Source organism: Streptomyces sp. Ag82_O1-12 (genome assembly GCF_900182715.1).
In the GTDB taxonomy this organism is placed as follows: Bacteria; Actinomycetota; Actinomycetes; order Streptomycetales; family Streptomycetaceae; genus Streptomyces; species Streptomyces massasporeus.
In genome coordinates this window covers 3,606,373-3,632,122 of the sequence record NZ_FXUW01000001.1, presented here as the reverse complement: position 1 = coordinate 3,632,122, position 25,750 = coordinate 3,606,373, and the positions used below count along the sequence as shown (strand labels likewise).

Below are 25,750 nucleotides of genomic sequence, written 5' to 3'. Positions count from 1 at the left end.
CTGCCCTGCTCCCGCGTCATGGGAGCAGGGCAGGTCCCCGTCCGCCTCGGCGCCGGCGGAGCCAGGGCAGGTCCGCGTCCGTGGCTCCCGCGTCGGGGAGTCAGGGCATATCCGCTCCCGCTTCGGCGTCAGCGCAGCCGGGGCAGGTCCGCGTCCGCTCCCGTGTCAGCGGAGCCAGGGCGCACCACCGGCTTCCGCTCCCGTGTCAGCGGAGCCAGGGCACACCACCGGCTTCCGCTCCCGTGTCAGCGGAGCCAAGGCAGGTCCGCACCCGCTTCGGTCGGCTGAAGTCCCTCTGCGACGATCCGCATGATCTCGCCGAGGGACTTCTGCTGTTCCGGGGAGAGCCGGTCGAAGACCGCCTGGCGTACGGCCTCCACATGGCCCGGCGCGGTCTGCCGCAGCACCTCCAGGCCCTCGTCCGTGAGGACGGCGAACTGGCCCCGCTTGTCGTCGGGGCAGTCCTCCCGGTGTACCCAGCCGTTCTTCTCCAGACGGGCGACGGCGTGCGAGAGACGGGACCGGGTGATCTTCGCCAGCATCGCGAGCTCGGTCATCCGCAGCCGCCGCCGCGGTGCCTCGGCGAGCTTGACCAGCAGGCCGTAGTAGACGTGCGGCATGCCCGCGTCGCGCTGCAGCTGCCGGTCGAGATGGTCGTCGAGGAGGGTGACGCCCTCCATGAACGAGCGCCAGACGCGCTGCTCCTCGTCGGTGAGCCAGCGCGGTTCCTGGGGCTCCGCGGCGGAGCCCTGTGCCGGTGCGGATGCGGGTGCCTTCATGTGTTCCACTCTACGTGGACCCTCCTTGAACTTTAAACAAATGGCCCGTACAGTTTTGTAGGGAACCATGTTTTGGAAGGAGCCGCAGCATGTCCGCCGCCACCCAGGAGCGCATGCCCGCTCTGTACCTCAGTCACGGCGCGCCGCCCCTGGCGGACGACCCGGTCTGGCCGGGTGAGCTGGCCGCCTGGTCCGCCGGACTGCCGCGCCCCAAGTCCATCCTGATCGTCTCCGCCCACTGGGAGGAGGCCCCGCTCGCCCTCGGCGCCACCGAGACCGTCCCGCTCGTCTACGACTTCTGGGGCTTCCCGGAGCACTACTACCGGGTGACGTACGACGCCCCCGGCGCACCGGAGCTCGCCGAGTCCGTACGCAAGCTGCTGCGCGCCCCCGGCGTGCCCGTCCAGGACGTCCCCGACCGCGGCCTCGATCACGGCGCGTATGTGCCGCTGGTCGAGATGTACCCGGAGGCCGACATCCCGGTCCTCCAGGTGTCCATGCCGACGCTGGACCCGGTCCGGCTCCTGGAGATCGGCCGAAAGCTCGCCCCCCTGCGGGACGAGGGTGTGCTGATCGTCGGCTCCGGCTTCTTCACCCACAACCTGGCCGCGCTCCGGCAGGGCGGCATCCCCGCCTGGTCGTCCGAGTTCGACGACTGGGGCCGGCGGGCGCTGGAGGCGCGTGACGTGGACGCCCTGCTCGACTTCACCCGCAAGTCGCCCGCGGGGCAGCTGGCCCACCCGCGCACCGAGCACTTCGCCCCGCTGTTCGTGACCATGGGCGCCGCCGACGCGGCCGGTGAGCTGGAAGTGCAGAAGTCCGTGATCGACGGGTTCTGGATGGGGCTGGCGAAGCGGTCGGTGCAGTTCGGCTGAGAAGGACCCGGGGAACGGGCGCCTACAGCGGCTTCTCGTACCAGGCCACGTCCCAGTAGCGGCCGAATTTGCGGCCGACCTCCCGGTAGGTGCCGACGTACCGGAAACCGAGGCGCTCGTGCAGCCGGGTCGACGCCTCGTTCGGCAACGCGATACCCGCGTACGCGCGGTGCAGATCCTCGCCGGACAGGGCCTCGAAGAGGGCCGTGTAGAGGAGCGTGCCGACGCCGCGCCGGCCGGCCTCCGGGGCGACGTACACGGTCGTTTCCACGGAGGTGGCATAGGCCGGCTTCGTTCGGAAAGGGCTTGATGTGGAGTAGCCCAGAATCTCCTGTGGGTTCGCCGTCGTGGCAACCATCAGGCGGTGCGGTCCGTCTTCAGGGTGGGAGAGCAGCCAAGGGCGGCGCTCCTCCGGAGTGAAGATCGCGGTATCGAATGTGATCGCCGTCTCACGTACATAGTGGTTGTAGAGGGCCGTGAGGGCCTCGAGGTCACCCTCGACTCCCGGCCTGACCTGCACCTCTGTACGTTGCGACGGCATCGTGCCTCCCTGTGTGGCCGGACAGGGTACTGCATGATCAGAAAAATCGGAGGCCGGGTTGGGAATTCTGTCCTGATTCCAGTCGTTGTTTCCATCGGATGCAGGGCACCCGAGGAGAGTCCGGAGAGTCCCGGAAGACGGAGTCCAGCGTCCGAAGGACCACCCGCTGACCTCACCATCGCAAGGGAGCTCGCATGGCAACCCGTGCCGTCGCCCGTCGTCAGTCCGCCACCGGCGAGACGGCCGACGCGGCAAGCAGTGTTCGCGCCCATGGCGGCGAGATCGCCGACCGCGACCTGGTCGGCATGTACCTCGACGAGATCGCGCGCACACCACTGCTCGACGCCGCCAAGGAGGTCGAGCTGTCCCAGATCATCGAAGCGGGTGTGTTCGCACAGCAGATCCTCGACGGCCTCGAGGAGAACAAGGCCGGGGCCTCGCCCGAGGAGCTTCGGGCCTTGGTCGACGCGAGCGAGCGGGCCAAGGACGTCTTCATCCGCTCCAACCTGCGCCTGGTCGTCGCGGTCGCCCGCCGCTACCCCCGCAGCGGCCTGCCGCTGCTGGACCTGATCCAGGAGGGCAACGCCGGCCTGGTGCGCGCGGTCGAGAAGTTCGACTACCGCAAGGGCTTCAAGTTCTCCACGTACGCGACGTGGTGGATCCGCCAGGCCATCACCCGTTCCATAGCGGACCAGTCCCGTACGATCCGCCTGCCCGTCCACCTCGTGGAGGAGCTCGGCCGGATCCGCCGTGTGCAGCGCGAGTTCAACCGCGAGCACGGCCGGGACCCGGAGCCCGCGGAGATCGCCGCCGAGCTCGGCTCGACGCCGGAGCGCGTCACCGACGTGCTCGACTGGGCCCGCGACCCGGTCTCGCTGAACATGTCGGTGGACGACGAGGGCGAGACCCAGTTCGGCGACCTCCTGGAGGACACCTCGGCGGTGTCGCCCGAGCAGTCGGTGCTCACGCTGCTGCGCAGCGAGGAGCTCGACGACCTGATCGGCCGGCTCGACCAGCGCACGGCGTCCATCATCAAGATGCGCTACGGCATCGAGGACGGCCGGGAGCGCACGCTGACCGAGGTCGGCAAGGAGCACGGCCTGACCCGCGAGCGCATCCGGCAGATCGAGAAGCACGCGCTGCTGGAGCTGAAGAAGCTCGCCCGCAGCACGGGGTTCGACGCGGCGGCGTGACCCTGTTCGCGCGGAAGCGTGACCGTGTTCGCGTGGTAGCGAGATCCCGTTCGCGCGGCGGCGAGATCGCGTTCGCGCGGCGGCCGGACATCGGCGAGACGGTGAGCGTCCGGGCGTACGGCCCGTCCCCACGGCCAGTGGGTGACGGATCGTGTGCGCCCGGAGGGCACCGCGTACGCCGGGTGGCGAAAGACCGCGCAAACATGGCGATGTAACGCCGCTTCAATTCGCGGACTCAGGGAACAAGACTTCTGGGTCCACCAGTTCGGGCCCGGGGTCACACCCCTGACCCCCAACAGCCAAGTCCCGTCGCACTCCCCCCGGCGCCGGGACTTTCCCCGAGGCCGGGCTTCGGCGTCCTTCCCCCCGGACGTCGGAGCCCGGCTCTCTTCGTGCCGGGCGCCGACCCGGATGGTGGAGGGCGGGCCACCCCGTACCTGAACCACGGGGTGGCCCGCCAGATGGCAGATTGTGTCACATGGGCATAGCCTGCCGGGCGTGAGCAGCACCACCCCGACCCCGCCTCCGTCCTCGCTGACCGAGCGACGGAAGTCCGAAACACGCATGGAGATCGCCCGGGCCGCGGCCGGCCTCTTCGTGCGGCACGGCCTGCGCGCCACCCGCGCGGAGGACATCGCCCAGGCCGCCGGTATCGCACCGCGCACCTTCTACCGGTACTTCGCCACCAAGGAAGAAGCCGTCGCCCCGCTCTACGCGGCCGGCGCCCAGCGCTGGGTGGAGGCGGTGCGCGCCGCCCCCGCCGACGCAGGCGTGCTCCACGCCCTGGAACAGGGGGTCCGCCACACCCTCACCCCGGGCGTCGGCGTCTCGGCGTCTTCCTGGGAGTGGGTCCGCACGCTGCTGCGGCTGGCCGAGGCGACCCCGTCCCTGCGCAGGGTGTGGGCGGAGGTCTGCCAGGCGTCCGAGCGGCTGCTGGCGGAGGTGCTGGCAGAACGGGTGACACGTGTCGGGGTCCCTGGGACAGACGGGGTGCCTGGGGCGGCCGGGGCCCCTGGGACGGCCGGGGATTCCGAGGTCTCCGCGGAGGGCCTCGACAACGTTGCCGCCGAGCCTGAACCAGCCCCTACCGCGACGCCTCACCCGCCCTCCACCGGGACCCCTCACCCGCCCCCCACCGCGACCCCTCACCCGCCCCCCACCGCAACCCCTCACCCGCCCCCCACCGCGACCCCTCACCCGCCCCCCATCGCCACCCCCGAGCTGCGCTTCGCCGCCGCCGTGGCCAGCGCCGCCGTACGTGCCGCGCTGGAGGCGTGGGCCGCGGGGGACGGCCCCGTCGACGGTCCGGACGGGCCCGCGGAACTCGCCCTGCGCAACCTCACGGCGCTCCGGGACTTCCCGTGGGGGCCGTGAGATTGCGCGCGATGGATGCGGGGCTTGCCGCGGTGGATGCGAGGCGAGGGCTCACACCGCGCCCCTCACACCCCCGCCCGCGTCCCCACCGCCCGCCGCCTTGCTCAACCGCGCCCCCAACTGCCTCACCGCCGTGACGAGTTGCTCCGGCTCGTGCACCACGAAGTCGCACTCCAGCATGGCCAGCCGGAACGCCACCCACTGCACCGCGTCCCCGACGGATCCCCGCAGCCGGCAGCTGCCGTCGTCCAACGGCTCGGGCGTGCCCAGCCAGTGGGGCACCCGGGCCGCGACGAAGTCGGCCGGGGCGGCGAACGTGACCTCGAAGTCGTAGACCTGCTGCTGCCGTTGCATCGAGTGCCGCAGGTACTCCGCCGCGTTTCCCGTCGGCAGCTCGCGCGGCACGAAGCGCGCGCCGGTGGCGAACGGCTCGCCGACCCGGTCGACGCGGAACGTGCGCCAGTCGTCCCGGTCGATGTCGTACGCCACCAGGTACCAGCGGCGGCCCGTCGACACCAGTCGGTACGGCTCCGTCAGGCGCCGCGTCTGAGTGCCGTCCGCCGCCCGGTAGGCGAACCGCAGCCGCTCGTGCCCGGCCACCGTCGAGGCCATGACGGTCAGGGTCTCGGGCGCGATGCTCGGCCCGTCACCGCTGGTCCATGGCGTGGTCGCGGCCTGGAGGGTGGCCACGCGGTGGCGCAGCCGGCCCGGCAGGACCTGCTCCAGCTTGGCCAGCGCCCGCACCGACGCCTCGTCCAGGCCTTCCACCGCGTGCCCCGCCCCGGCGCGCAGCCCGACCGCGATGGCCACGGCCTCCTCGTCGTCGAGCACGAGCGGCGGCATGGCCTTGCCGGCGACCAGCCGGTAGCCGCCGTCGGCGCCCTTGGTCGCCTGGACGGGGTAGCCGAGCTCCCGCAGTCGGTCGATGTCCCGCCGCACCGTGCGGCGGGACACCCCGAGCCGCTCGGAGAGCTCGCCGCCAGGCCATTCGCGGGGCGTCTGGAGGAGGGAGAGGAGGGTCAGCAGCCGAGCCGGAGTGTCCGTCGTCATACCGATGAGGATGCCGCACCAGTAGGACACGATCTGACCTAATGGGGGTCTACCTTCGAGGCATGAACTCGACCGACACCACTCTCGGCACGGCGGGCGGCGGGACCGACCGCCGGCGCTGGTTCGCCCTCGCGATCGTGATGACCGCGGCCTTCATGGACCTCGTCGACGTGACGATCGTCAACATCGCCATACCGTCGATCCGGCGGGAGTCCGGCGCCTCCTTCAGCCAGATCCAGTGGATCACCGCCGGTTACGCCCTCGCCTTCGCCGCGGGCCTGATCACCGGCGGGCGGCTCGGCGACATCCACGGGCGTAGGCGGATCTTCCTCGTCGGCATCGGCGGATTCACGGCCGCCTCCGCGCTGTGCGGCCTCGCGGTGAACCCGGAGATGCTGGTCGCCTCGCGCTTCCTCCAGGGCGGCATGGCGGCGCTGATGGTGCCGCAGGTGCTGTCGATCGTGCACGCCACCTTCCCGGCGCACGAGCGGGGCAAGGTGTTCGGGCTGTTCGGCGCGGTCGTCGGGCTCGGGGCCGTGTCCGGTCCGCTGCTCGGCGCGCTGCTCACCGAGTGGAACCTGTTCGGCTGGGAGTGGCGGTCGATCTTCCTGATCAACCTGCCCGTGGGCGTCGCCGGACTGATCCTGGGCAGCCGCTTCATCACCGAGTCCAAGGCGCCGCGCGCCCTGAAGCTGGACCTGGTGGGCGTCGCGCTCGTGACGCTGGGCCTGCTGATGCTGCTCTACCCGCTCATCCGCGGCCGCGAGCTGGACTGGCCGGTGTGGGGATACGTCTCGATGGCCGGCTCGCTCGTCGTCCTCGCGGTGCTGGTCGCGTACGAGAGGCGCAAGGCCGCACGGGACGGTTCCCCGCTGGTCGAGCTGTCGCTGTTCAGGGTCAAGAGCTTCGCGGCCGGGATCGCCGTGCAGACCGTCTTCGGGGTCGCGCTGGGCGTGTTCTTCCTCGTGTGGACGCTGTACATGCAGATCGGGCTGAACTGGAGGCCGCTGAAGGCGGGCCTGACCGGGGTGCCGTTCTCCATCGCCGTGTCGGCGGCCGCCGGGATGTCCGTGCAGATGCTCGTCCCGCGCTTCGGCCGCAAGGTGCTCCAGGCGGGCGCGCTGGTGATGGCGGCCGGAGTGCTCCTCTACATCTGGGAGTCCGGGCACTACGGCCTCGCCATCGCCCCCTGGCAGATGGCGCTCCCGCTCGTCGTGATGGGCGTCGGCATGGGCCTGATCGTCGCGCCGCTGACCGACGCGATCCTCTCGGAGGTGCCACGCGAGCATGCCGGTTCGGCGTCGGGGCTGATCAACACCGTGCAGCAGATGGGCAACGCGCTGGGGCTCGCTCTGGTGTCGGTGGTGTTCTTCGGCTCGATCTCCGACCACCTGCGGCCGGAGCAGATGGGTCCGGCCTTCGTGGACGCCTTCCAGAACGCGCTCGGCTGGGTCGCCGCGGTGATGGGCGCCATCTTCCTGCTGATGTTCGCGCTGCCGAAGCGGCCCGCACAGCACGTGGAGGGGGAGCAGGCGCCGGTGGAGGGGAAGGAACCGGCGCTGGTCTCCTAGGGACCGGTGCCCTCAGGGCTGTCGGCTGGGGTCACATCGGGCTCGGCACCTTCGGGTGCCGGGCCCGCCCGCGTTTCTGGCTGTGCCCGATTGGGTCCGAACCTGTTTACTTTGCGGAAATCTCGGCGTAGCCTCCCGCTGAAACCACACGTTCGGGCATGAGGCGGAGGCGAACGGACATGTACGCACCGGAGCGGCAGCAGGAGATCCTCCGGCTCGCCCGTGACGGCGGCCGGGTGGATGTCGTGTCGCTGGCCGAGCAGTTCCAGGTGACGGCGGAGACGATCCGCCGGGACCTGACGGCCCTCGACCGCGCCGGACTCGTCCGCCGGGTGCACGGCGGGGCCATCCCGGCCGGGCGCCTCGACTTCGAGCCGGACCTCGCCGAGCGCGAGACGACCGCCGCCGACGAGAAGGACAGCATCGCCAAGGCGGCCCTCGCCGAGCTGCCCGGCGAAGGCACGATGATCCTCGACGCCGGGACGACGGTGGCCAAGATGGCCGCCGCCCTCCCACTGGAGGCCTCCCTCACCGTCGTCACGCACAGCCTCCCCATCGCGGCCCGCCTCGCCGACCACCCCGGCATCCAGCTCCACCTCATCGGGGGGCGCGTACGGCACCGTACGCGCGCCGCCGTGGACGCCTGGGCGCTCCGGGCGTACGGCGAGATCCGCGCCGACGTGCTGTTCGTGGCCGCCAACGGCTTCTCCGCCGAACACGGCCTGACCACCCCCGACCTCGCCGAGGCCGCCGTGAAGCGCGCGGCCGTGGCCGCCGCCCGCCGGGTGGTGCTGCTCGCCGACTCCTCCAAGCACGGCCAGGAGCACTTCGCCCGATTCGGTGACCTGAGCGATGTGGACCTGCTGATCACCGACAGCGGGCTGAGCCCAGAAGACGCCGTCGCGATCGAGCGCGGCGGCACGGAAGTAGTGCGCGCATGATCCTCACCGTCACCCCGAACCCGTCCCTGGACCGCACCTACGAGGTGCCGTCCCTCGACCGCGGCGAGGTCATCCGCGCCACCGGCGAGCGGATGGACCCGGGCGGCAAGGGCGTCAACGTCTCGCGCGCCGTCGCCGCGGCCGGGCAGCGCACCGTGGCGGTCCTCCCCCTGGGCGGCGCCCCGGGCGCACTCGTCGCCGACCTGCTCCACCAGCAGGGCATCGAGGTCGCGCCCGTCCCGGTCGCCGGGGCCACCCGCTCCAACATCGCCCTCGCCGAGTCCGACGGCGTCCTGACGAAGATCAACGCCCCCGGCCCCGAACTCTCCGACGCCGAACGCGAACTGCTCCTGGAGACCGTGCGACAGCAGTCCCGCGACGCCTCCTGGATCGCCTGCTGCGGCAGCCTCCCGCGCGGACTCGCCCCCTCCTGGTACGCCGACCTCGTCGCCCGCGCGCACGCCGCCGGGGCACGGATCGCCCTGGACACCTCCGGGCCCGCGCTGCTCGCCGCCCTGCGTGAGCGGCCCGACGTGGTCAAGCCCAACGCCGAGGAGCTCGCCGGCGCCGTGGGCCGCCCCCTCGCCACCGTCGGCGACGCCGTCAAGGCCGCCGAGGAACTGCGTGAGATGGGTGCCCGGGCCGTCCTCGCGAGCCTCGGCGCCGACGGGCAGCTGCTCGTCTCCGCCGAGGGCGCCTGGTTCGGCAGCGCCCGCGTGGCCGCCGTCCGCAGCAACGTGGGCGCCGGCGACTCCTCCCTCGCCGGGTTCCTGATCGCCGGCGGCAACGGCCCCGAGGCCCTGGCCTCCGCCGTCGCGCACGGCGCCGCGGCCGTCCAGCTGCCCGGCAGCGTGATGCCGACGCCAGGTGACCTGGACCCGGCGGCGGTGACGGTCACGGCCGAGGTCCCGGCGGACCGTGTGCTGAAGGAGCCGGCCTCATGACCTGCAAGGAGCCGGCCTCATGACCCATGACGAGCAGCGCGGACCGACGCGCGAACGGCGGGCCCCCTCCTCGTTACTCACCGGCCCCGCCTCCCTCCCCGTCACCCCCGTCCCCCTCCTCGCCCACCGGGCGATACGCGTGCTAAGGAGCCCGCGATGAGCGACATGATCACGGCGGACCTGGTCGACCTCGACCTGTCCGCCGACACCAAGGAAGCGGCGGCGCGTGCCCTCGCGGAGCGCATGGTGGCCCTGGGCCGGGTGACCGACCTGGACGGCTTCCTCGCCGACGTGGCCGCCCGCGAGGCCCAGATGCCGACCGGCCTCGACGGCGGCATCGGCATCCCGCACTGCCGCAGCGAGCACGTCACCGAGCCGACCCTCGCCTTCGGACGCAGCGCCGACGGCATCGACTTCGGCGCGGCGGACGGTCCCGCCGACCTGATCTTCCTGATCGCCGCGCCGGCCGGTGCGGACGACGCCCATCTGACGATCCTGTCGTCGCTGGCCCGGCAGCTGATGAACAGCGAGTTCACCGACGCCCTGCGCGCGGTGGGCGACGCCTCCGCCGCCGCGGCCCTGATCCGCGGCGACGAGCCGGACGCACCCGCCCCGGCGGGTTCCGAGAACACCGTGGCGTCGGCGGGAGCGGCCTCTCCCGCCGCCGCCACGGTCACCGACGAGGACACCGTCGCCGAAGAGCCCTCCCCGGAGCGCCCGTTCCGCATCGTCGCCGTCACCTCCTGCCCCACGGGCATCGCCCACACCTACATGGCGGCCGAGTCGCTGGAGAACGCCGGCCGGGAAGCGGGCGTCGAACTCACCGTCGAGCCCCAGGGGTCGGCCGGTTTCACCCGGGTAGCCCCGGAGGTCATCGCGGCGGCGGACGCCGTGATCTTCGCCCACGACGTCCCCGTACGGGAGAAGGAGCGCTTCGCGGGCAAGCCCACCGTCGACGTCGGAGTGAAGGCGGGCATCAACCGCCCCGCCGAACTCATCGCCGAGGTCCGCGAGAAGGCGGCGCGCGGCGAGGTCACCTCCGGATCCGCCCCTGCCACCCCGGTGGAGCGCGCGGGTGAATCCGGCGAGGGCTACGGCACCAAACTGCGCAAGTGGCTGATGTCCGGCGTCAGTTACATGGTGCCGTTCGTCGCCGCGGGCGGTCTGCTCATCGCCCTCGGGTTCGCGATCGGCGGCTACAAGATCAACAAGGCCCCGTCGGTGATGGACCACTTCATGTGGATGCAGGCCGACAGCTGGGCGGCCCTGTTCTTCCAGATCGGCGGTGTCGCCTTCGGCTTCCTCGTCCCGGTCCTGGCCGGCTACATCGCCTACGGCATGGCCGACCGGCCCGGCATCGTCCCCGGCTTCGTCGGCGGCATGATCGCGTTCAACATCAACGCCGGCTTCCTCGGCGGTCTGGCGGCCGGTCTGATCGCCGGTGGCGTGGTGATGGCGATCCAGAAGGTGAACGTCCCGGCGGCGCTGCGCGGCATCATGCCCGTGGTGGTGATCCCGCTGATCTCCTCGGCGATCGTCGGGTTCCTGATGTTCGTCGTCATCGGCAAGCCCATCGCCGAGGCCCAGAAGGGCATGACCGACTGGCTGAACGGTCTGTCCGGCAGCAACGCGATCCTGCTCGGCACGCTCCTCGGCCTGATGATGTGCTTCGACCTCGGCGGCCCCGTCAACAAGGTCGCCTACACCTTCGCCACGGCAGGCATCGCGGTCGCCAGCCCCAGCGACTCGGCCATGAAGATCATGGCCGCGGTGATGGCGGCCGGTATGGTCCCGCCGCTGGCGATGGCCCTGGCCACGACCGTACGCGGCAAGCTCTTCACCCAGACCGAGCGCGAGAACGGCAAGGCCGCCTGGGTGCTCGGCGCCTCCTTCATCTCCGAGGGCGCGATCCCCTTCGCCGCCGCCGACCCGCTGCGCGTCATCCCGGCCTCCATGGCGGGCGGCGCGGTCACCGGAGCGCTGTCGATGGCCTTCGGCGCCACGCTGCGCGCCCCGCACGGCGGCATCTTCGTGGTCCCGCTGATCGGCAACCCGTTCCTCTACCTGGTCGCCATCGCCGCGGGCGTCTGTGTCACGACGGCCCTGGTCGTCGTCCTGAAGGGCATGCGCAAGCCGGCCCCGGGCGCCGCACCGGCCTCCGGCGAGGGCGGCGCGGTCCGGGCGGCGGAGGAGAAGCAGCCCGTCGCGGCCTGAAACGGCTGGAGGTTCGCCCCTTTCGGGGCGTGTGAACCGTTCATGCCACCTGCGAGATAGATCACGAAAATCACGGCCCGGGACCGTTGTCCCGGGCCGTGGTGTCTACTGGGGCGCATGCCCGAGCACGTCTCCCGATGGCCCGAAGGCCACCCTCTCCCCGCCCTCCCGCAACAGCGGCAGACGGGCCCCCGGTCGGAGTCCGTGGAACTGACCCCCGAGGAGAGAAACGCCTTCGCCGAACTGGTGCGTCACCTCGGCGACAGAGGCGTCTAGGACCCGCACCGCACGACAGGCCCACGGCTCGTCTCAGGAGAGCTGCGCCGCCCGCCGCTCCATCGCCTCGCGCGCCGCGTCCTCGCTGACGTACACCTCACACATGTGCCGCCCGTCCGGCGTCGCCGTGTGCTCGACCTCCCAGAGGGAGACCTCCGCGCCGTCGCGCAGCAGGAACGCGTGCTCGTAGAGCGAGAAGCCCAGCCCCGCCCGGCCCGCGCGGCACGGCCGGCCGAAGGCCTGGGTGATCTGGTGCCCGGACGCCGTGGCCAGCAGGTCCGCGGTGTCGGCGCCCGGCCGGTCCGTGTTCTCCGCCCGGCGCAGTAACCTGCGCGCGTGGTCCGCCGAGTTCTCCGCGGCGTACGCGTGCCGGGGCGCCGGGACAGGGGAGAGCTGCACCGTCACCGGCAGTTCGAAGTCCGGGGTGTCCGGCGGCAGCAGCAGTCGCGCGGTGGCGGCGCGCAGCTCCTCCTCGTCGACGTACACCTCGTGCTGCGGCTCGCTGCCGGGCGCGGTGTTGTGGACGAGCTCCCAGAGCGTGAGCGCCGAACCGTCGGCGAGCAGCCACGTGTGCCGATACGTCTCCCGGTGCAGGCCCGCGCTGTGGTGCGCGGAATGCAGCGAACCGTCGTGCGCCAGCGCGCAGTCCAGGCGCCTTATCGCCTCGTCCGGTAGCTCGAAGGAGTTCAGGGCGCGGCCGAGGAGTCGCGCGAGGTGCTCCTCCGGAGACTCGGGCGAGTCGTGGGGTTCGTACGCTGCCGTCTCGTACGGAACGCTCAAGGTTTCTCCCGGCGTTGCTGCATGTCACCTTGTGGGTGCATACCGTAGCCCCTCGGTCCGGCATCATGTCCGGGAACCGAGAAAACGTCCGTCCGGGAAAACGCGCGGGCCGCGCGAATGGTTCCCGCGCGGCCCGGTCGGTTCAGTCAAAAGCCCCTGAAGGGACGGACTTTCGGCAGGTCAGGCAGTGCCGCCCGAGACCCACTGGCTCCACGGCATGTTCCAGCCGTTGAGCCCGTTGTCCGGCGCCACCGTCTTGTCGGGGGAGTTCTTCACGATCACCACGTCCCCGATGAGGGAGTTGTCGTAGAACCACTTCGAGGGCGTGCTGCCCCCCGCGCCCTGGACGTCGGCGAGACCCACACAGCCGTGGCTGGTGCCCTGGCGGCCGAAGGGCGGGTTGCCCTTGTTGTACCAGTAGTTGCCGTGGATGAAGGTGCCCGACGTCGTCAGACGCATCGCGTGCGGCACGTCCGGGATGTCGTACTCGCCGCCGAGACCGACCGTCCGGCTGTTCATCCGGGTCTGCACGAACTTCTCGGAGATCACCATCTGCCCGTTGTACGTGGTGTGCTCCGGGCTGCCCGCCGAGATCGGGATCGACTTGAGGGTCTTGCCGTCCCGCACGACCGTCATGGTCTGGGTGTTGACGTCGACCGTGGAGACCTGCGAACGGCCCACCGTGAAGGTGACCCTCTTCTTCTGCACCCCGTAGACGCCGTCGGCGCCCTCGACCCCGTCCAGGTCGATGTTCATCGTGACCTTGGAGCCGGCCTTCCAGTACTCCTCCGGCCGGAAGTCGAGCCGCTGCCCGTTGAACCAGTGCCCGACGACCTTCTGCCCGCTGCTGGAGGTCACCGTGATGTGCGACTGCACGTCCTTGCGCGCGGTGATGGCCTTGTCGAAGGTGAACGACACCGGCATGCCCACACCGACCGTCGTGCCGTTGTCCGGCGTGTACGTCCCGATGAAGCTGTTGGACGTCGTCACCGTCGTGAAGATGGAGTTGGCCGCGGCCGTCCGGCCGTCCGCGTCCTTGGCGGTCGCCGATATCTGGTACTTGGTCCCGCGCTCCAGCTGCTCCTTCGGCTTCCACACCTTGCCGTCACCGGAGACCGAGCCCGCGACGGTCTGCCCGCTGCCCGACACCGTCATCTTCACGTCGGTCAGCTTCCCGTCGCTGACCTTCACGCCGGTCGAGTTGATGGACGCGCCGGTCGAACCGTCCTTGGCCGAGATGGCGATCTTCGCGACGGACGTCTTGGCGCCGCCCTTGCCGTCCTTCTCGTCGTCCTTGGCGTTGGCGCTGCCACCGCAGGCGGTGAGCGTCAGGGCGCCGACCATCAGGGCGGCACAGGCCCCCAGAGTGCGCCGCGCTGAAATGTTCGGCGTTGTCACGGGCTGCTCCCAGTTCGTGTGATGTTGCGTGATCCGCTCCAGTACGTGGGAGAAGAGGGATGGGGGAGCCGGTCGGGTTCCGTCCGTTTCCGATGAAGGCCGTCACGTGACAGAACCGCGACAAATTCCGGGCCGGCTGTGGATCCGCTGTGCGCGCGGGCCTGTTCAGAGGCCCGCGTACAACTCCCCGTACGACGGCCACGCCCCGCCCGGACCGTCCACCGTCTCCGCGGCCCGTACGGCCCGGACGATCGCCCGCGTCACCATGTCCGCGCCCGCCGCCAGGATCTCGTTCAGGGCGAGCGGGTTCGCGGCGTCCAGCGCGCGGTCACCCGTCGCCAGCGCGAACACCGTGTCCCCGTCGTTGAGGAGATGGACCGGACGCACCGCCCGGGCGATGCCGTCGTGCGCCGTGCCGGCCAGCTTCTGCGCCTGTGCCTTCGACAGATCCGCGTCCGTGGCGACCACCGCGAGTGTGGTGTTGAGCGGCGGCGGCGTGCTCCTCGCGGCCGTCTCCGCCAGACGCCGCTGCGCTGCCGCGTGGACCTCCGCCCCCGGGTACTCCACCCGTCCCTCGAACAACTCCCCGTACAGCACCCCCGTTTCCGGATCCACCGTCGACCCCGCCGCGTTGGCCACCACCAGCGCGGCCACCGTGATCCCCGAACCGAGCACCGTGCTCGCGCTGCCGACACCGCCCTTCACCACCCCGGTCACCGCTCCGGTGCCCGCGCCCACGCACCCCTGGGGCACAGGCGCGCCGAGCTCGCTCGCCGCGGCGGCCTCGACCGCGGCCCGACCGGTCGCCGCGTCCGGCCGGGCCCGGAAGTCGCCACCCCGCCCCAGGTCGAAGACACAGGCCGCGGGCACCACCGGCACGACATGCGCCGGGTCCGCCCCGACCCGGATGCCGCGCCCCCGTTCCTCCAGCCAGGCCATCACCCCCGACGCCGCGTCGAGCCCGTAGGCGCTGCCACCGGTCAGCACGACCGCCTCCACCGACCGCACCACATTGCGCGGATCCAGCGCGTCCGTCTCCTTGGTGCCGGGCCCGCCGCCCCGCACGTCCACGGCGGCCACGGCCCCGCCCTCCGGAGCGAGGACGACGGTGGTGCCGGTGAGCCAACCGTCGCCGGTGCGTGTCGCGTGCCCCACCCGCAGGCCGGAGACATCCGTCAGTGCGTCAACTGTCATGACACACAGTCTCGTCGAGCTACCGGCCCCGGCAGGCGTGCCGAGCCGGTGGGTGTGCCGAGGAGCGCGGGCGAGGCGGTGGGTGTGCCGAGGAGAGCGGGCGAGCCGGTGGCGCCGTCCTCGGTCCGCCGACCTGCCGGGGGAGGGGAGATCAGCCCGGCGACGGTCGTGAAGCACGGAGCGCGGGCGCTCTCACCCGGTGTGCGTGGCCGGCCCGCTCTGCCGGGCAGCGGGGCGCGTGGCCGCCAGCGTCTCTCCGGCGACCACCGACAGCGCGCAGACCACACCCGCCGCGAACACCGCCCAGTGCCCGAGGAACGTGCAGCAGATCACCAGCAGGGCCGTCGTCGGCAGCACCAACTGCTGGGTGATGCCCCGCTTGAAGTGGCGTGAGTGCAGGGCCCACACCGTGAGCAGGTACAGGGCCGTCGGCAGGGTCACGGCCGCCGACGCAGCCAGCGTGGAGATGTGCGCCTTGCCGACCGTCTCCTCCACCGCCACCTCCAGCCCGGCCCCGATCGCCGCCGCCGACGCGAACACCAGGTAGTGGCCGTAGCCCCAGAGGAACGCCTGCCGGTTGGACCGCAGATGGCCGTGGATGGGCACCACGAAGTAGATCCACCACGCGGCGAAGATGATCAGCAGCCCGCCCGCCGCGATGGGGAGGAGCTCGCCCAGCGCGTCGTTCTCGTCGATGCCGGTCTTCACCGCGACCGTGGCCGCCGCGATCGTCTCGCCGAGCACGATGATGGTGAACAACCCGTACCGCTCCGCGATGTGGCGGGGATGCCAGGACGTGGTGTGCCCCCTCTCCGCGAAGGGCGGCACGCACATCTCCAGCAGCGCCATCACCAGGAACCACCAGGGCCGGGCCCCTTCGGGCAGGAACAGCAGCCCCAGCCAGCCGACCTGGCACGTCAGCACGCCGCCGGCGTAGCGCAGGGCCGTCGCCCGCTCCGGGCCCTCGGCGGCGCGGGCCGCCCGCAGCCACTGCGCCGCCATGGCCACCCGCATGACCGCGTAGCCCAGCCAGACCACGAGGTAGTCGTGCTCCTCGAACGCCCGCGAGACCCCCGCCGCGAGAATCAGCACACCGGCGATCTGCACCAGCGTCACGACCCGGTAGAGGACGTCGTCGTTGTCGTACGCCGAGGCGAACCAGGTGAAGTTCATCCACGCCCACCACAGGGCGAAGAACACCATCGCGTAGTCGAGGATCCCCTGGCCCGCGTGCCCCTCGGCGACGGAGTGCACCAGCTCGATGCCCGCCTGGGCGACGGCCACGACGAAGCACAGGTCGAAGAAGAGCTCCAGCGGCGAGGCAGTTCGGTGCGCCTCGTCGCGGCCACGGGCCCGGAGCCTGCGCAGGGGTTGCCGGATGCCGGGCTCGCCGGAGGGGACGGGCGGGGGAGCGGAGCTGGACGTCATAGGTCCCAGCACACCAGAAGGCGCGGGGAATTTCTCCGCGACCGTACCCTTGTCGCATGAGTACCGTCCCCGGCCCCGAGCCGCGCGAGCCGAAGCCCGCGCTGGTCTTCGACGACCCGCTCGACCAGCAGTCCTCCGACGACACCGACCGCGGCTGGGGCGAGCGCACCGACTCCGGCGGCAGCGCGGCGGACCTCAAGCGCTTCCTGGACGAGAAGCCGCCCCACCACCTCTGAACCGCCCACCACCTCTGAACCGCCCGCGCGGGCGCCGCCGACGCCGTGCGAAGTGTCCGGGCCACCGCCCGTGACGCCGCTACTGCCGGTCGTGCCCCGAACCGCGCTGGGCGATCAGCGCGTCCCGGATCTCCTTCAGCACCTCCAGCTCGGTCACCTCCATGACCTCCTGCGCGCCCTCCTTCGCCTTCCGGCGCGCCTCCTGCCGGGCCAGGTACTTCGCCATGGGCAGGACCATCAGGAAGTAGACGACCGCCGCGGTGATCACGAAGCTCAGGGCGGCGCCGAGAACGGAACCCCACAGGATCTGGATGCCCTGCTCGCCCTGGCATTTCGAGCTCAGGCACGAGCTGTAGTGGTCGAGGTTCTTGGTCCCGATGGCTCCGACGACCGGGTTGATGATGCCCTTCACCACGGCGTTGACGATGTTGGTGAAGGCGGCACCGATCACCACCGCCACCGCCAGGTCGATGACGTTCCCGCGCATCAGGAAGGCCTTGAAGCCCTGCCAGACGCTCGGTTCCTTCTTCTCGCTCACCTCGGGGCCTCTCCTCGTACGAGCAGCTTGTGGAACAAAACGCTCCGCAACCTACGTCACACCTGGGCCGAACCGAGTACTCGGGTCCCTCGAACGAGGGCCCTGACCGGATCACGCACTGCATCACCACAGCGTCACCGCCAGCCGCCCCGTGGCACTCGCGCCGGCCAGTCGCGCGGCGGTGGCCCGCGGCACCGACAGCACGACCAGAGCTCCGCTGTCGCCCCCGTCCTCCACCGGCTCGGGCACCTTCGTCACCCTGGCCCCGCGCGCGACCACCCGGGCGTCGCCGCCCGGCACCGTCCCCTCCGCGGCGATCACGTCGACCCGGTCCCCGGGCCGCAGCAGCCGCACCGTGGCCGCGTCGGAGATGCGGACCGGGGCCGTCACCGACCCGGCGGCGCGGCGCGGGTAGGCGGGCTGCTCCCCGGAGAGGGAGGCCGTGTGCGCGGGAGGCCGGGCCCGGGGATGGCCACGGGCCCCGTCGGAATCGCGCGGGCCCGCCGCCACGAGTGCCGTCGCGGTGACGGCGAGTCCGACGGCCACGGCCCGCCGCCGGTGCCGCACGAGCCGGGCGGACCGGTGACCGCCGCGAACCCGCACCGGCTCGAACCGCGGCACCTCACGCGTCGCGGGCACCTCGGCGCCGGGCGGGCACGAGGCGAGCGACCAGGAGGGCGACGAAGGGACGACCGAGGTACGAGCGAGGGACACGGAGGGCGACGAAGGGACGACCGAGGTACGAGCGAGGGACACGGAGACCACCACCTGCGACGAGGGACCGGCTTGCGCTCCCCACGATGAGGCTTCCCGCCGCCGCCCGCTCAGGCCTGTGGACCCACCGCCGGCCTGTGGACAACTCCCTCGCCCGAACGGCACGTTCCGCCCTCCGCCAGAGGCCGGGGGCTGCCGGCTACGGCAGCACGAACCCCGGGTCCATCCCACCCAGCGCACTCGCGCACAGACAGCCCCGCTCACCCTCCCCGGGCAACCCGGCCACCGCGTCGAACAGCACCCCCCGCAGCCGGTCCACGTTCGCCGCGAACACCCGCAGCACCTCGTCGTGCGAGACTCCCTCGCCCGTCTCGGCACCCGCGTCGAGGTCGGTGACCAGGGTCAGGGACGTGTAGCAGAGCTCCAGCTCACGGGCGAGCGCCGCCTCGGGGTGGCCGGTCATGCCCACCACCGACCAGCCCTGCGCCTGGTGCCACAGCGATTCGGCACGGGTCGAGAAGCGCGGGCCCTCGACGACGACCAGCGTGCCGCCGTCCACCGGCTCCCAGTCCCGGCCCCGCGCCGCCTTCAGCGCGACGGCCCGCCCGGACGGGCAATAGGGGTCGGCCAGCGACACGTGCACCACGTTCGGCACGGAGCCGTCCGGCAGCGGCTGCCCGTCGAAGTAGCTGCCGGCGCGGGACTTCGTGCGGTCGACCAGCTGGTCCGGCACGAGCAGGGTGCCCGGCCCGTACTCGGGGCGCAGACCGCCCACGGCGCAGGGGGCGAGGACCTGGCGCACGCCGACCGAGCGCAGCGCCCACAGGTTGGCCCGGTAGTTGATCCGGTGGGGCGGCAGGTGGTGGCCCCGTCCGTGCCGCGGCAGGAAGGCGACCCGCCGGCCGGCGACCTCACCGAGGAAGAGGGAGTCGCTCGGCGGCCCGTACGGGGTGTCGACCTGGATCTCGGTCACGTCGTCGAGGAAGGAGTAGAACCCCGAGCCGCCGATGACGCCGATCCCGGCGCCTGCCTGGTCCGTCACGTTCGCCTTGTTCGCCATGCCCGCACCCTAACCGCAGGCACAAACGCCGAGGACCCCGTCGCCCGAAGGTGACAGGGTCCGGTAAGAATCAGGCCTTACGCGGCGGTGGTGCTGCTGCTGGAGGAGCTGCTGGTGCTCGACGACGAGCTCGAGCCGGAGCTCGACGAGCCGGAGTCGGAGGACGACGAGCCCGAGCCCGAGGTGCTCGACGACTTCGCGGCCGGGGAGCTGCTCGACGAGGAGCCGCGGCTGTCGTTCCGGTAGAAGCCGGAGCCCTTGAAGACGATGCCGACCGCCGAGAACACCTTCTTCAGGCGGCCCGCGCAGTTGGGGCACTCGGTGAGGGCGTCGTCGGTGAACTTCTGCACCGCCTCGAGGCCTTCGCCGCACTCGGTGCACTGGTACTGGTAGGTCGGCACTGTCTTCCTCCTGGCACTCTCACTCGATGAGTGCTAACGACGATCCATAGTGACGTATTCCGGCCGTTCAGTCCACTGCCACCGGCACGCGGTGACCCACGCCACGTGCGACCGTCCGGCCGTTGCCCCGCGCCACCAGCCGGGAGCGCAGGGCCAGGAGGGTCGCCAGGGCCAGGACGGTGCCGCCCATCGGCACCAGGAAACCGGCGCCTCCCCAGAGGCGGTCCTCCAGCTGTCCGGCGACGGTGACGGCTGCGGCCTGGCCGAGCGCCACCGCTCCGGTCAGCCAGGTGAAGGCCTCGGTGCGGGCACCGGCCGGGACCAGGCTGTCGACCAGGGTGTAGCCGGTGATCAGGGCGGGCGCGATGCACATGCCGACCAGCAGGCCGAGGCCGGCGAGGACCGGCACCGAGTGGGCGGCCCACAGGCCCGACGCGGTCAGGGCGAGTGCCGTGTAGCCGACGACCAGGCGCCGCTGCGGGGCCGCCTTCCAGGCGATCGCGCCGCAGACCACGCCGGAGAGCATGTTGCCCGCGGCGAAGACGCCGTAGAGGACGCCGTTCAGGCCCGGTTCGCCGATCGACTCGGTGAACGCGGCCAGCGAGACCTGCATGCCGCCGAAGACGGTGCCGATGCCCAGGAAGGTCACGATCAGCACGCGCACCCCGGGGACGCGCAGGGCCGAAGCGTGCTCCACGCGCGCGTGCCCGTCGGCGGCGACGGAGGGCTGCGTGCTCTTCTGCGCGGCGAACAGCAGGCCGCCGATCAGGGTCAGCGAGGCCTCCGTGACCAGTCCGGCGGCCGGGTCGACGGCCGTGCACAGGGCGGTGGCCAGCAGCGGTCCGACCACGAAGGTCAGCTCGTCCGTGACGGACTCGAAGGCCGCCGCGGTGGTCATCAGCGGCGAGTCCTTGAGCTTCACGCCCCAGCGGGCCCGCACCATCGGGCCGACCTGCGGCACCGAGGCACCGGTCGGGACGGCCGCCACGAACACCGCCCACAGGGGCGCGTCCAGCAGTGCGAGCGCGGTGAGCGTCAGCCCGGACAGCGCGTGCAGCAGCACGCCGGGGATCAGCACGGCGCGCTGCCCGTAGCGATCGGCGAGGCGGCCGCTGTAGGGAGCGAACAGGGCCATGGAGACACCGGTGACGGCCGCGGCGGCGCCCGCCGCTCCGTACGAGCCGGTGGTGTGCTGCACCAGCAGCACGATGGAGATGGTCAGCATCGCGAACGGCTGACGTGCCGCGAAGCCGGGGAGCAGGAACGTCCAGGCGCCGCGGGTGCGCAGCAGCCGGCCGTATCCCGGGCGGGCGGAAGCCGTCGGGTTCTCCGACGCCTTCGAGGTGACCGTGGACACCACGGCCCGTGCCTTTCTGCCGCCTGGTAGCGCGGCCCCGTAGCGGGCGGCGCCGAGAGCTGTCCTCTTGCGCGGAACTGCGGTAGATGCCGGGGCCCGGTGAGGAGGGGTGTCCCGACCGCCATACGGCCGCGCCAGCTCTGCGTCAGGCAGAGTTGGTTCGATCTGGGTAACGCCTTCATCGTACAGGGATCAAGGGGTGCGTGCCTGTGAAAGTGAGCACCACGGGCCGGTCCGCCTTGCAAATCGCATAGCAGGCAAAACCCCTCTTACCGGTCCGCTCCGTCCGTCCCCAGCCAGCCGGCCAGTTTGCCGCCGTGCCCGACGGCCCGCAGCCGGCTCTCGGTCGCGTCACGGACGGGATCCGTGGCGACCACCAGGAGCTCGTCCCCTCGTTGCAGGATCGTCGTCGGCAGCGGGACGAACGATTCGCCCCCGCGCACGATGAGCGTCACGGCCGCGCCGTGCGGCAGCCGCAGCTCGGCCACCTCCACGCCGTGCATCTTCGATCCGTCGGGGATCGCCACGGACAGCAGGTGCCCGCGCAGCCGCTCCAGCGGTGCCGACTCGATGCCGAGGTCGGCGGCCTCCGAACCGTCGCCGAGGCGCAGTTTGCGGCCCAGCCAGGGCAGCGTCGGGCCCTGGACCAGGGTGTAGACGACCACCAGCACGAAGACGATGTTGAAGATCCGGCGGCTGGCGTCGACGCCCTGCACCATGGGGATGGTCGCCAGGATGATGGGCACGGCCCCGCGCAGTCCCGCCCACGACATCAGGGCCTGCTCCTGCCAGGGCACGCGGAACGGCGACAGGCACAGCACCACGCTGAGCGGTCGCGCCACCATGGTCAGCACCAGCCCGATCACCAGCGCGGGCACGATGTCGTCGCCCAGTTCGTGCGGCGTGACCAGCAGGCCGAGCAGGACGAACATGCCGATCTGGGCCATCCAGCCGAGCCCGTCGGCGAACCCGCGCGTGGCCGGCCAGTGCGGCAGTCGCGCGTTGCCCATCACCATCGCGGCGAGGTACACCGCGAGGAAGCCGCTGCCGTGGGCCAGTGCGCCCGCCGCGTACGCCACCACGGCGATCGCCATGACGGCGATCGGGTAGAGGCCGGACGCGGGCAGCGCCACGTGCCGCAGCCCCCAGGAGCCCAGCCAGCCCACCGCGAGACCGATGGCCGCGCCGATGGCCAGCTCCAGCAGGATCACGCCCAGCAGCGAGTACCAGTGCTCGACCGGCCCTGCCGTGGACAGGGAGACCACGAGGATGACCACCGGGGCGTCGTTGAAGCCGGACTCCGCCTCCAGCGTGCCCGTCACGCGCGAGGGCAGGGGGATCTTGCGCAGCACGGAGAACACGGCCGCCGCGTCGGTCGAGGAGACGACCGCCCCGATGATGAGCGCCTGCCGCCATTCCAGCCCGATCAGATAGTGCGCGGCCGACGCCGTCACCCCGACGCTCACCGCGACACCGGCCAGCGCCAGTGCCGTGGCGGCGGGCAGGGCCGGCTTGATCTCCTTCCACTTCGTGCCCAGACCGCCCTCGGCCAGGATCACGACCAGGGCGGCGTATCCGATGACCTGGGTCAGTTCGGCGTTGTCGAAGTGGATGTCGCCCACGCCGTCCTGGCCCATGGCGACGCCTATCCCCAGGTACACGAGCAGGCTGGGGAGCCCGCTGCGCGAGGAGATCCGTACCGCTGCGACGGCGACGAGCAGGACGAGCGAGCAGACGAGCAGGAGCTGGTTGAGGTGATGAACAGTCAGCGGCCGAATCCTTCCCTGGCCCGCACGCACGCGCGCGTGGGCTCACGTACATCGCACATGAAGCTGTGGCGCACCGCGCCAACTACTTCGTTACCTTACCTAACTCTTGACGATTTCTTGACACTCTCGGGGGCAAGATCGAACGTCCGTGCGCGCTGGTTCCCGACTCCGCGTCAAGGGGCGCAAGGCCCTGCGCCTATCGTTGCTCCAGCGCTCAGTTAAAAGCACAGCCGAACCTGCCGCTCGCGTTAGGACAGCAAGGACAGCGATGCCCCCCAACACCACCGCCTCCACGGGTCAGCAGCCCGGCAAGTCCGGCAGGAGAAAGGGGCGCAAAGCCCGCCTAATCGTGCTCGTCCTGGTGCTGGCCCTCATCGGAGGAGTGGCCTACGGGTCGTACTGGTCCATCAGTACCGTCCGGGCCTCCTTCCCGCAGACCAAGGGCACCCTCACGCTGAAGGGCCTGTCGGGTCCCGTCGAGGTCAAACGCGACAACTACGGCATCCCGCAGATCTATGCCTCCTCCGACGCCGACCTGTTCATGGCGCAGGGCTACGTCCAGGCGCAGGACCGGTTCTACGAGATGGACGTCCGCCGCCACATGGCCTCCGGGCGGCTGTCGGAGATGTTCGGCAAGAGCCAGGTCGACAACGACGAGTTCCTGCGCACCCTCGGCTGGGACCGGGTCGCGAAGCAGGAGTACGACTCCAAGCTGTCGGCCACCACGAAGAAGTACCTCCAGGCCTACGCCGAGGGAGTCAACTCCTACCTCCATGGCAAGGACGGCGAGGACATCTCCCTGGAGTACGCGGCGCTGGGCTTCACCAACGACTACAAGCCGCAGGCGTGGACCCCGGTCGACTCGATCTCCTGGCTGAAGGCGATGGCCTGGGACCTGCGCGGCAACATGCAGGACGAGATCGACCGCGCCCTGCTCACCAGCCGCCTCGGCCCGAAGCAGATCGCCGACCTGTACCCGCGGTACCCGTACAGCCGGAACAAGGCGATCGTCCAGGAGGGCCAGTTCAGCGAACTGGCGGGGGCGTTCCAGCAGGGCGGCACGAGCGGCTCGTCCGGCACGAACGGCACCTCCGGGACGAACGGCACCGGCGGCACCTCCACCGGCACGGCGTCCGGCGGCTCCGGCACGAGCGGCACCGCCTCCGGCACGTCCGGCACGAGCGGCACCGCCTCCGGCGCCTCGGGCACCGCGGGCCTGGACAGCCAGCTCGGCGGCCTGACCCGGGTCCTGGACGACCTGCCGCCGGCCGTCGGCGTGAACGGCGACGGCATCGGCTCCAACTCCTGGGTCGTCGGCGGGGAGCACACCATCAGCGGCAAGCCGCTGCTGGCCAACGACCCGCACCTGTCGCCGTCCCTGCCGTCCGTCTGGTACCAGATGGGCCTGCACTGCCGCAGCGTCTCCAGCACGTGCCAGTACGACGTCAGCGGCTACACCTTCGCCGGCATGCCGGGCGTGATAATCGGTCACAACCAGGACATCGCCTGGGGCATGACCAACTCCGGCGTCGACGTCACGGACCTCTATCTGGAGAAGATCACCGGCAACGGCTACCTGTACGACGGCAAGGTCAAGCCCTTCGAGACGCGCGAGGAGACCATCAAGGTCGCCGGGGGCCCGCCCAAGAAGATCGTCGTCCGGGAGACCAACAACGGGCCCCTGCTGTCCGACCGCGACGAGGAGCTCGTGAAGGTCGGCAAGAAGGCCGCCGTCGACACCGCCGCCCCCGACAGAGGCGACGGCTACGGCGTCGCGCTGCGCTGGACCGCCCTACAGCCCGGCACCACCATGGACGCCGTCTTCGCCATGGACAAGGCGAAGAACTGGACCGACTTCCGCAAGGCCGCCTCGCAGTTCGAGGTGCCGTCGCAGAACCTGATCTACGCCGACAACGAGAACCACATCGGCTACACGCTGCCGGGGAAGATCCCCCTGCGCAAGGAGAGCGACAACGGCTCCATCCCGGCGCCCGGCTGGGACCCCGAATACCGCTGGACCGACTACATCCCGCAGGACGCGCTGCCCTACGAGTACGACCCGGAGCGGGGCTACATCGTCACCGCCAACCAGGCCGTGATCGACCCGGACAAGTACCCGTACACGCTCACCGCGGACTGGGGCTACGGCGCGCGCAGCCAGCGGATCACCGACCTGATCCAGTCGAAGATCAAGGACGGCGGCAAGATCTCCACGGACGACATGCGCCAGATGCAGCTGGACAACAGCAGCGAGATCGCCCGGCTGCTGGTGCCCACGCTGCTGAAGATCGACCCCGAGAACAAGGACGTCCGCGAGGCGCAGAAGCTCCTGGAGGGCTGGGACTACACCCAGGACGCCGACTCCGCGGCGGCGGCCTACTTCAACGCGGTCTGGCGCAACGTCCTCAAGCTCGCCTTCGGCAACAAGCTGCCCAAGGAGCTGCGTCCCAAGGGCCAGTGCCTGTGGGTCGAGCCGGTCAACACCACCGGCCCCGCCGACGAGGCCGAGAAGGTCCGCGAGTGCGGCCAGCGCGACCCCGACCAGGCGCAGCCGGACGGCGGCGACCGGTGGTTCGAGGTGGTCCGCAAGCTGATGGAGCAGCCGGACAGCGAATGGTGGAGCACCCCCAAGGTGGGCACCCGCCCCGCCGCCCACAACCGCGACCAGCTGTTCAAGCGGGCCATGATCGACGCCCGCTGGGAGCTGACCGCCAAGCTCGGCAAGGACATCGACTCCTGGAGCTGGGGCCGGCTGCACCGCCTGTTCCTGAAGAACCAGACCCTCGGCACAGCGGGCCCCGGTTTCATCCAGTACGCCCTCAACCGCGGCCCCTGGGAGCTCGGCGGCGGCGAGGCCACGGTCAACGCGACCGGCTGGAACGCGGCCGGCGGCTACGGGGTGGTGTGGGTGCCGTCCATGCGGATGGTGGTGAACCTCGGCGACCTCGACAAGTCGAAGTGGATCAACCTCACCGGCGCCTCCGGGCACGCCTACAGCGCCCACTACGTCGACCAGACCGACAAGTGGGCCGACGGTGAACTCCTGCCGTGGGCCTTCTCGGACCAGGCGGTCGAGAAGAGCACGAGCGACAAGCTGGTGCTCAAACCGTGAGCCAT

General features: G+C 71.3%; 23 protein-coding genes. 10 read left to right on the top strand and 13 right to left on the bottom strand.

Annotated features, from left to right (window positions below; all coding sequences use genetic code 11):
- Positions 1–245: 245 nt before the first annotated feature.
- Positions 246–779 carry a MarR family winged helix-turn-helix transcriptional regulator gene (locus tag QOL88_RS16510; protein WP_097217155.1) on the bottom strand — a complete coding sequence of 178 codons (534 nt, stop codon included), beginning with the start codon at positions 777–779 and terminating at the stop codon, positions 246–248.
- 89 nt (positions 780–868) lie between these two features.
- Here QOL88_RS16510 and QOL88_RS16505 point away from each other — a divergent pair, with 89 nt between their 5' ends.
- Positions 869–1,654: a dioxygenase family protein gene (locus QOL88_RS16505; protein WP_179878876.1), complete on the top strand. Its 786-nt coding sequence runs from the start codon at positions 869–871 to the stop codon at positions 1,652–1,654.
- 22 nt (positions 1,655–1,676) lie between these two features.
- On the opposite strand, the gene QOL88_RS16500 is transcribed toward QOL88_RS16505, so the two are convergent.
- The gene (locus tag QOL88_RS16500) at positions 1,677–2,195 is read right to left on the bottom strand and encodes a GNAT family N-acetyltransferase (protein ID WP_097217154.1); all 519 of its coding nucleotides are present in this window, start codon (positions 2,193–2,195) and stop codon (positions 1,677–1,679) included.
- 194 nt (positions 2,196–2,389) lie between these two features.
- Between QOL88_RS16500 and QOL88_RS16495 the strand changes: the two genes are divergently transcribed.
- Together QOL88_RS16495 and QOL88_RS16490 are read left to right on the top strand one after the other, a co-directional pair.
- Positions 2,390–3,388 (top strand): sigma-70 family RNA polymerase sigma factor, encoded by a 999-nt coding sequence (locus QOL88_RS16495; RefSeq protein WP_097217153.1) that lies wholly within the window; start codon positions 2,390–2,392, stop codon positions 3,386–3,388.
- Between the two features lie 564 nt (positions 3,389–3,952).
- The gene (locus QOL88_RS16490) at positions 3,953–4,762 is read left to right on the top strand and encodes a TetR/AcrR family transcriptional regulator (RefSeq protein WP_441349301.1); all 810 of its coding nucleotides are present in this window, start codon (positions 3,953–3,955) and stop codon (positions 4,760–4,762) included.
- 51 nt (positions 4,763–4,813) lie between these two features.
- Here the strand turns inward: QOL88_RS16490 and QOL88_RS16485 are convergent, their stop codons facing one another.
- Positions 4,814–5,812, bottom strand: coding sequence for a helix-turn-helix transcriptional regulator (locus tag QOL88_RS16485; RefSeq protein ID WP_097223032.1), 999 nt, complete (start codon positions 5,810–5,812; stop codon positions 4,814–4,816).
- A gap of 62 nt (positions 5,813–5,874) precedes the next feature.
- Here QOL88_RS16485 and QOL88_RS16480 point away from each other — a divergent pair, with 62 nt between their 5' ends.
- The 5 genes from QOL88_RS16480 to QOL88_RS16460 all read left to right on the top strand — a co-directional run bounded on the left by QOL88_RS16480 (position 5,875) and on the right by QOL88_RS16460 (position 11,758).
- Complete coding sequence (locus QOL88_RS16480; RefSeq protein WP_097217151.1) at positions 5,875–7,383, top strand: MFS transporter; 1,509 nt, start codon at positions 5,875–5,877, stop codon at positions 7,381–7,383.
- A gap of 179 nt (positions 7,384–7,562) precedes the next feature.
- Positions 7,563–8,324 (top strand): DeoR/GlpR family DNA-binding transcription regulator, encoded by a 762-nt coding sequence (locus QOL88_RS16475; RefSeq protein ID WP_097217150.1) that lies wholly within the window; start codon positions 7,563–7,565, stop codon positions 8,322–8,324.
- A complete protein-coding gene (gene pfkB / locus QOL88_RS16470) occupies positions 8,321–9,268 on the top strand; it encodes a 1-phosphofructokinase (protein WP_097217149.1) in 948 nt (315 codons plus the stop codon). Before QOL88_RS16475 ends, pfkB begins: the two co-directional genes overlap by 4 nt.
- 156 nt (positions 9,269–9,424) lie before the next feature.
- A complete protein-coding gene (locus QOL88_RS16465; RefSeq protein ID WP_097217148.1) occupies positions 9,425–11,482 on the top strand; it encodes a PTS fructose transporter subunit IIABC in 2,058 nt (685 codons plus the stop codon).
- Between the two features lie 117 nt (positions 11,483–11,599).
- Entirely contained in the window at positions 11,600–11,758 is a 159-nt protein-coding gene (locus tag QOL88_RS16460) for a hypothetical protein (RefSeq protein ID WP_283445931.1), read from the top strand.
- Between the two features lie 33 nt (positions 11,759–11,791).
- Here QOL88_RS16460 and QOL88_RS16455 read toward each other — a convergent pair whose 3' ends face one another.
- The 4 genes from QOL88_RS16455 to QOL88_RS16440 all read right to left on the bottom strand — a co-directional run bounded on the left by QOL88_RS16455 (position 11,792) and on the right by QOL88_RS16440 (position 16,558).
- The gene (locus QOL88_RS16455; RefSeq protein ID WP_097217147.1) at positions 11,792–12,538 is read right to left on the bottom strand and encodes a DUF6227 family protein; all 747 of its coding nucleotides are present in this window, start codon (positions 12,536–12,538) and stop codon (positions 11,792–11,794) included.
- Positions 12,539–12,718: 180 nt separating this feature from the next.
- Positions 12,719–13,936 (bottom strand): L,D-transpeptidase, encoded by a 1,218-nt coding sequence (locus tag QOL88_RS16450; protein WP_097217146.1) that lies wholly within the window; start codon positions 13,934–13,936, stop codon positions 12,719–12,721.
- Between the two features lie 165 nt (positions 13,937–14,101).
- On the bottom strand, positions 14,102–15,130 hold the full coding sequence (locus QOL88_RS16445) for a P1 family peptidase (protein ID WP_097217145.1): 1,029 nt from the start codon (positions 15,128–15,130) through the stop codon (positions 14,102–14,104).
- A gap of 192 nt (positions 15,131–15,322) precedes the next feature.
- Positions 15,323–16,558 (bottom strand): low temperature requirement protein A, encoded by a 1,236-nt coding sequence (locus QOL88_RS16440; RefSeq protein WP_179878875.1) that lies wholly within the window; start codon positions 16,556–16,558, stop codon positions 15,323–15,325.
- Between the two features lie 56 nt (positions 16,559–16,614).
- Between QOL88_RS16440 and QOL88_RS16435 the strand changes: the two genes are divergently transcribed.
- Positions 16,615–16,794 (top strand): hypothetical protein, encoded by a 180-nt coding sequence (locus QOL88_RS16435; RefSeq protein WP_030845027.1) that lies wholly within the window; start codon positions 16,615–16,617, stop codon positions 16,792–16,794.
- A 79-nt stretch (positions 16,795–16,873) separates the two neighbouring features.
- Here QOL88_RS16435 and mscL read toward each other — a convergent pair whose 3' ends face one another.
- From mscL to QOL88_RS16405, 6 genes are all read right to left on the bottom strand, one after another.
- Positions 16,874–17,332, bottom strand: a complete 459-nt coding sequence (gene mscL, locus QOL88_RS16430; protein WP_097217143.1) for a large conductance mechanosensitive channel protein MscL — start codon at positions 17,330–17,332, stop codon at positions 16,874–16,876.
- 123 nt (positions 17,333–17,455) lie between these two features.
- Entirely contained in the window at positions 17,456–17,971 is a 516-nt protein-coding gene (locus QOL88_RS16425) for an RcpC/CpaB family pilus assembly protein (protein WP_097223031.1), read from the bottom strand.
- Between the two features lie 274 nt (positions 17,972–18,245).
- Positions 18,246–19,106: an S-methyl-5'-thioadenosine phosphorylase gene (locus QOL88_RS16420; protein WP_097217142.1), complete on the bottom strand. Its 861-nt coding sequence runs from the start codon at positions 19,104–19,106 to the stop codon at positions 18,246–18,248.
- Positions 19,107–19,183: 77 nt separating this feature from the next.
- Complete coding sequence (locus tag QOL88_RS16415; RefSeq protein WP_097217141.1) at positions 19,184–19,507, bottom strand: FmdB family zinc ribbon protein; 324 nt, start codon at positions 19,505–19,507, stop codon at positions 19,184–19,186.
- 67 nt (positions 19,508–19,574) lie between these two features.
- Positions 19,575–20,867, bottom strand: coding sequence for an MFS transporter (locus QOL88_RS16410; RefSeq protein ID WP_097217140.1), 1,293 nt, complete (start codon positions 20,865–20,867; stop codon positions 19,575–19,577).
- Between the two features lie 266 nt (positions 20,868–21,133).
- The gene (locus QOL88_RS16405) at positions 21,134–22,663 is read right to left on the bottom strand and encodes a potassium/proton antiporter (protein WP_097217139.1); all 1,530 of its coding nucleotides are present in this window, start codon (positions 22,661–22,663) and stop codon (positions 21,134–21,136) included.
- 238 nt (positions 22,664–22,901) lie between these two features.
- Between QOL88_RS16405 and QOL88_RS16400 the strand changes: the two genes are divergently transcribed.
- A complete protein-coding gene (locus QOL88_RS16400; RefSeq protein WP_097217138.1) occupies positions 22,902–25,745 on the top strand; it encodes a penicillin acylase family protein in 2,844 nt (947 codons plus the stop codon).
- Positions 25,746–25,750: the final 5 nt, after the last annotated feature.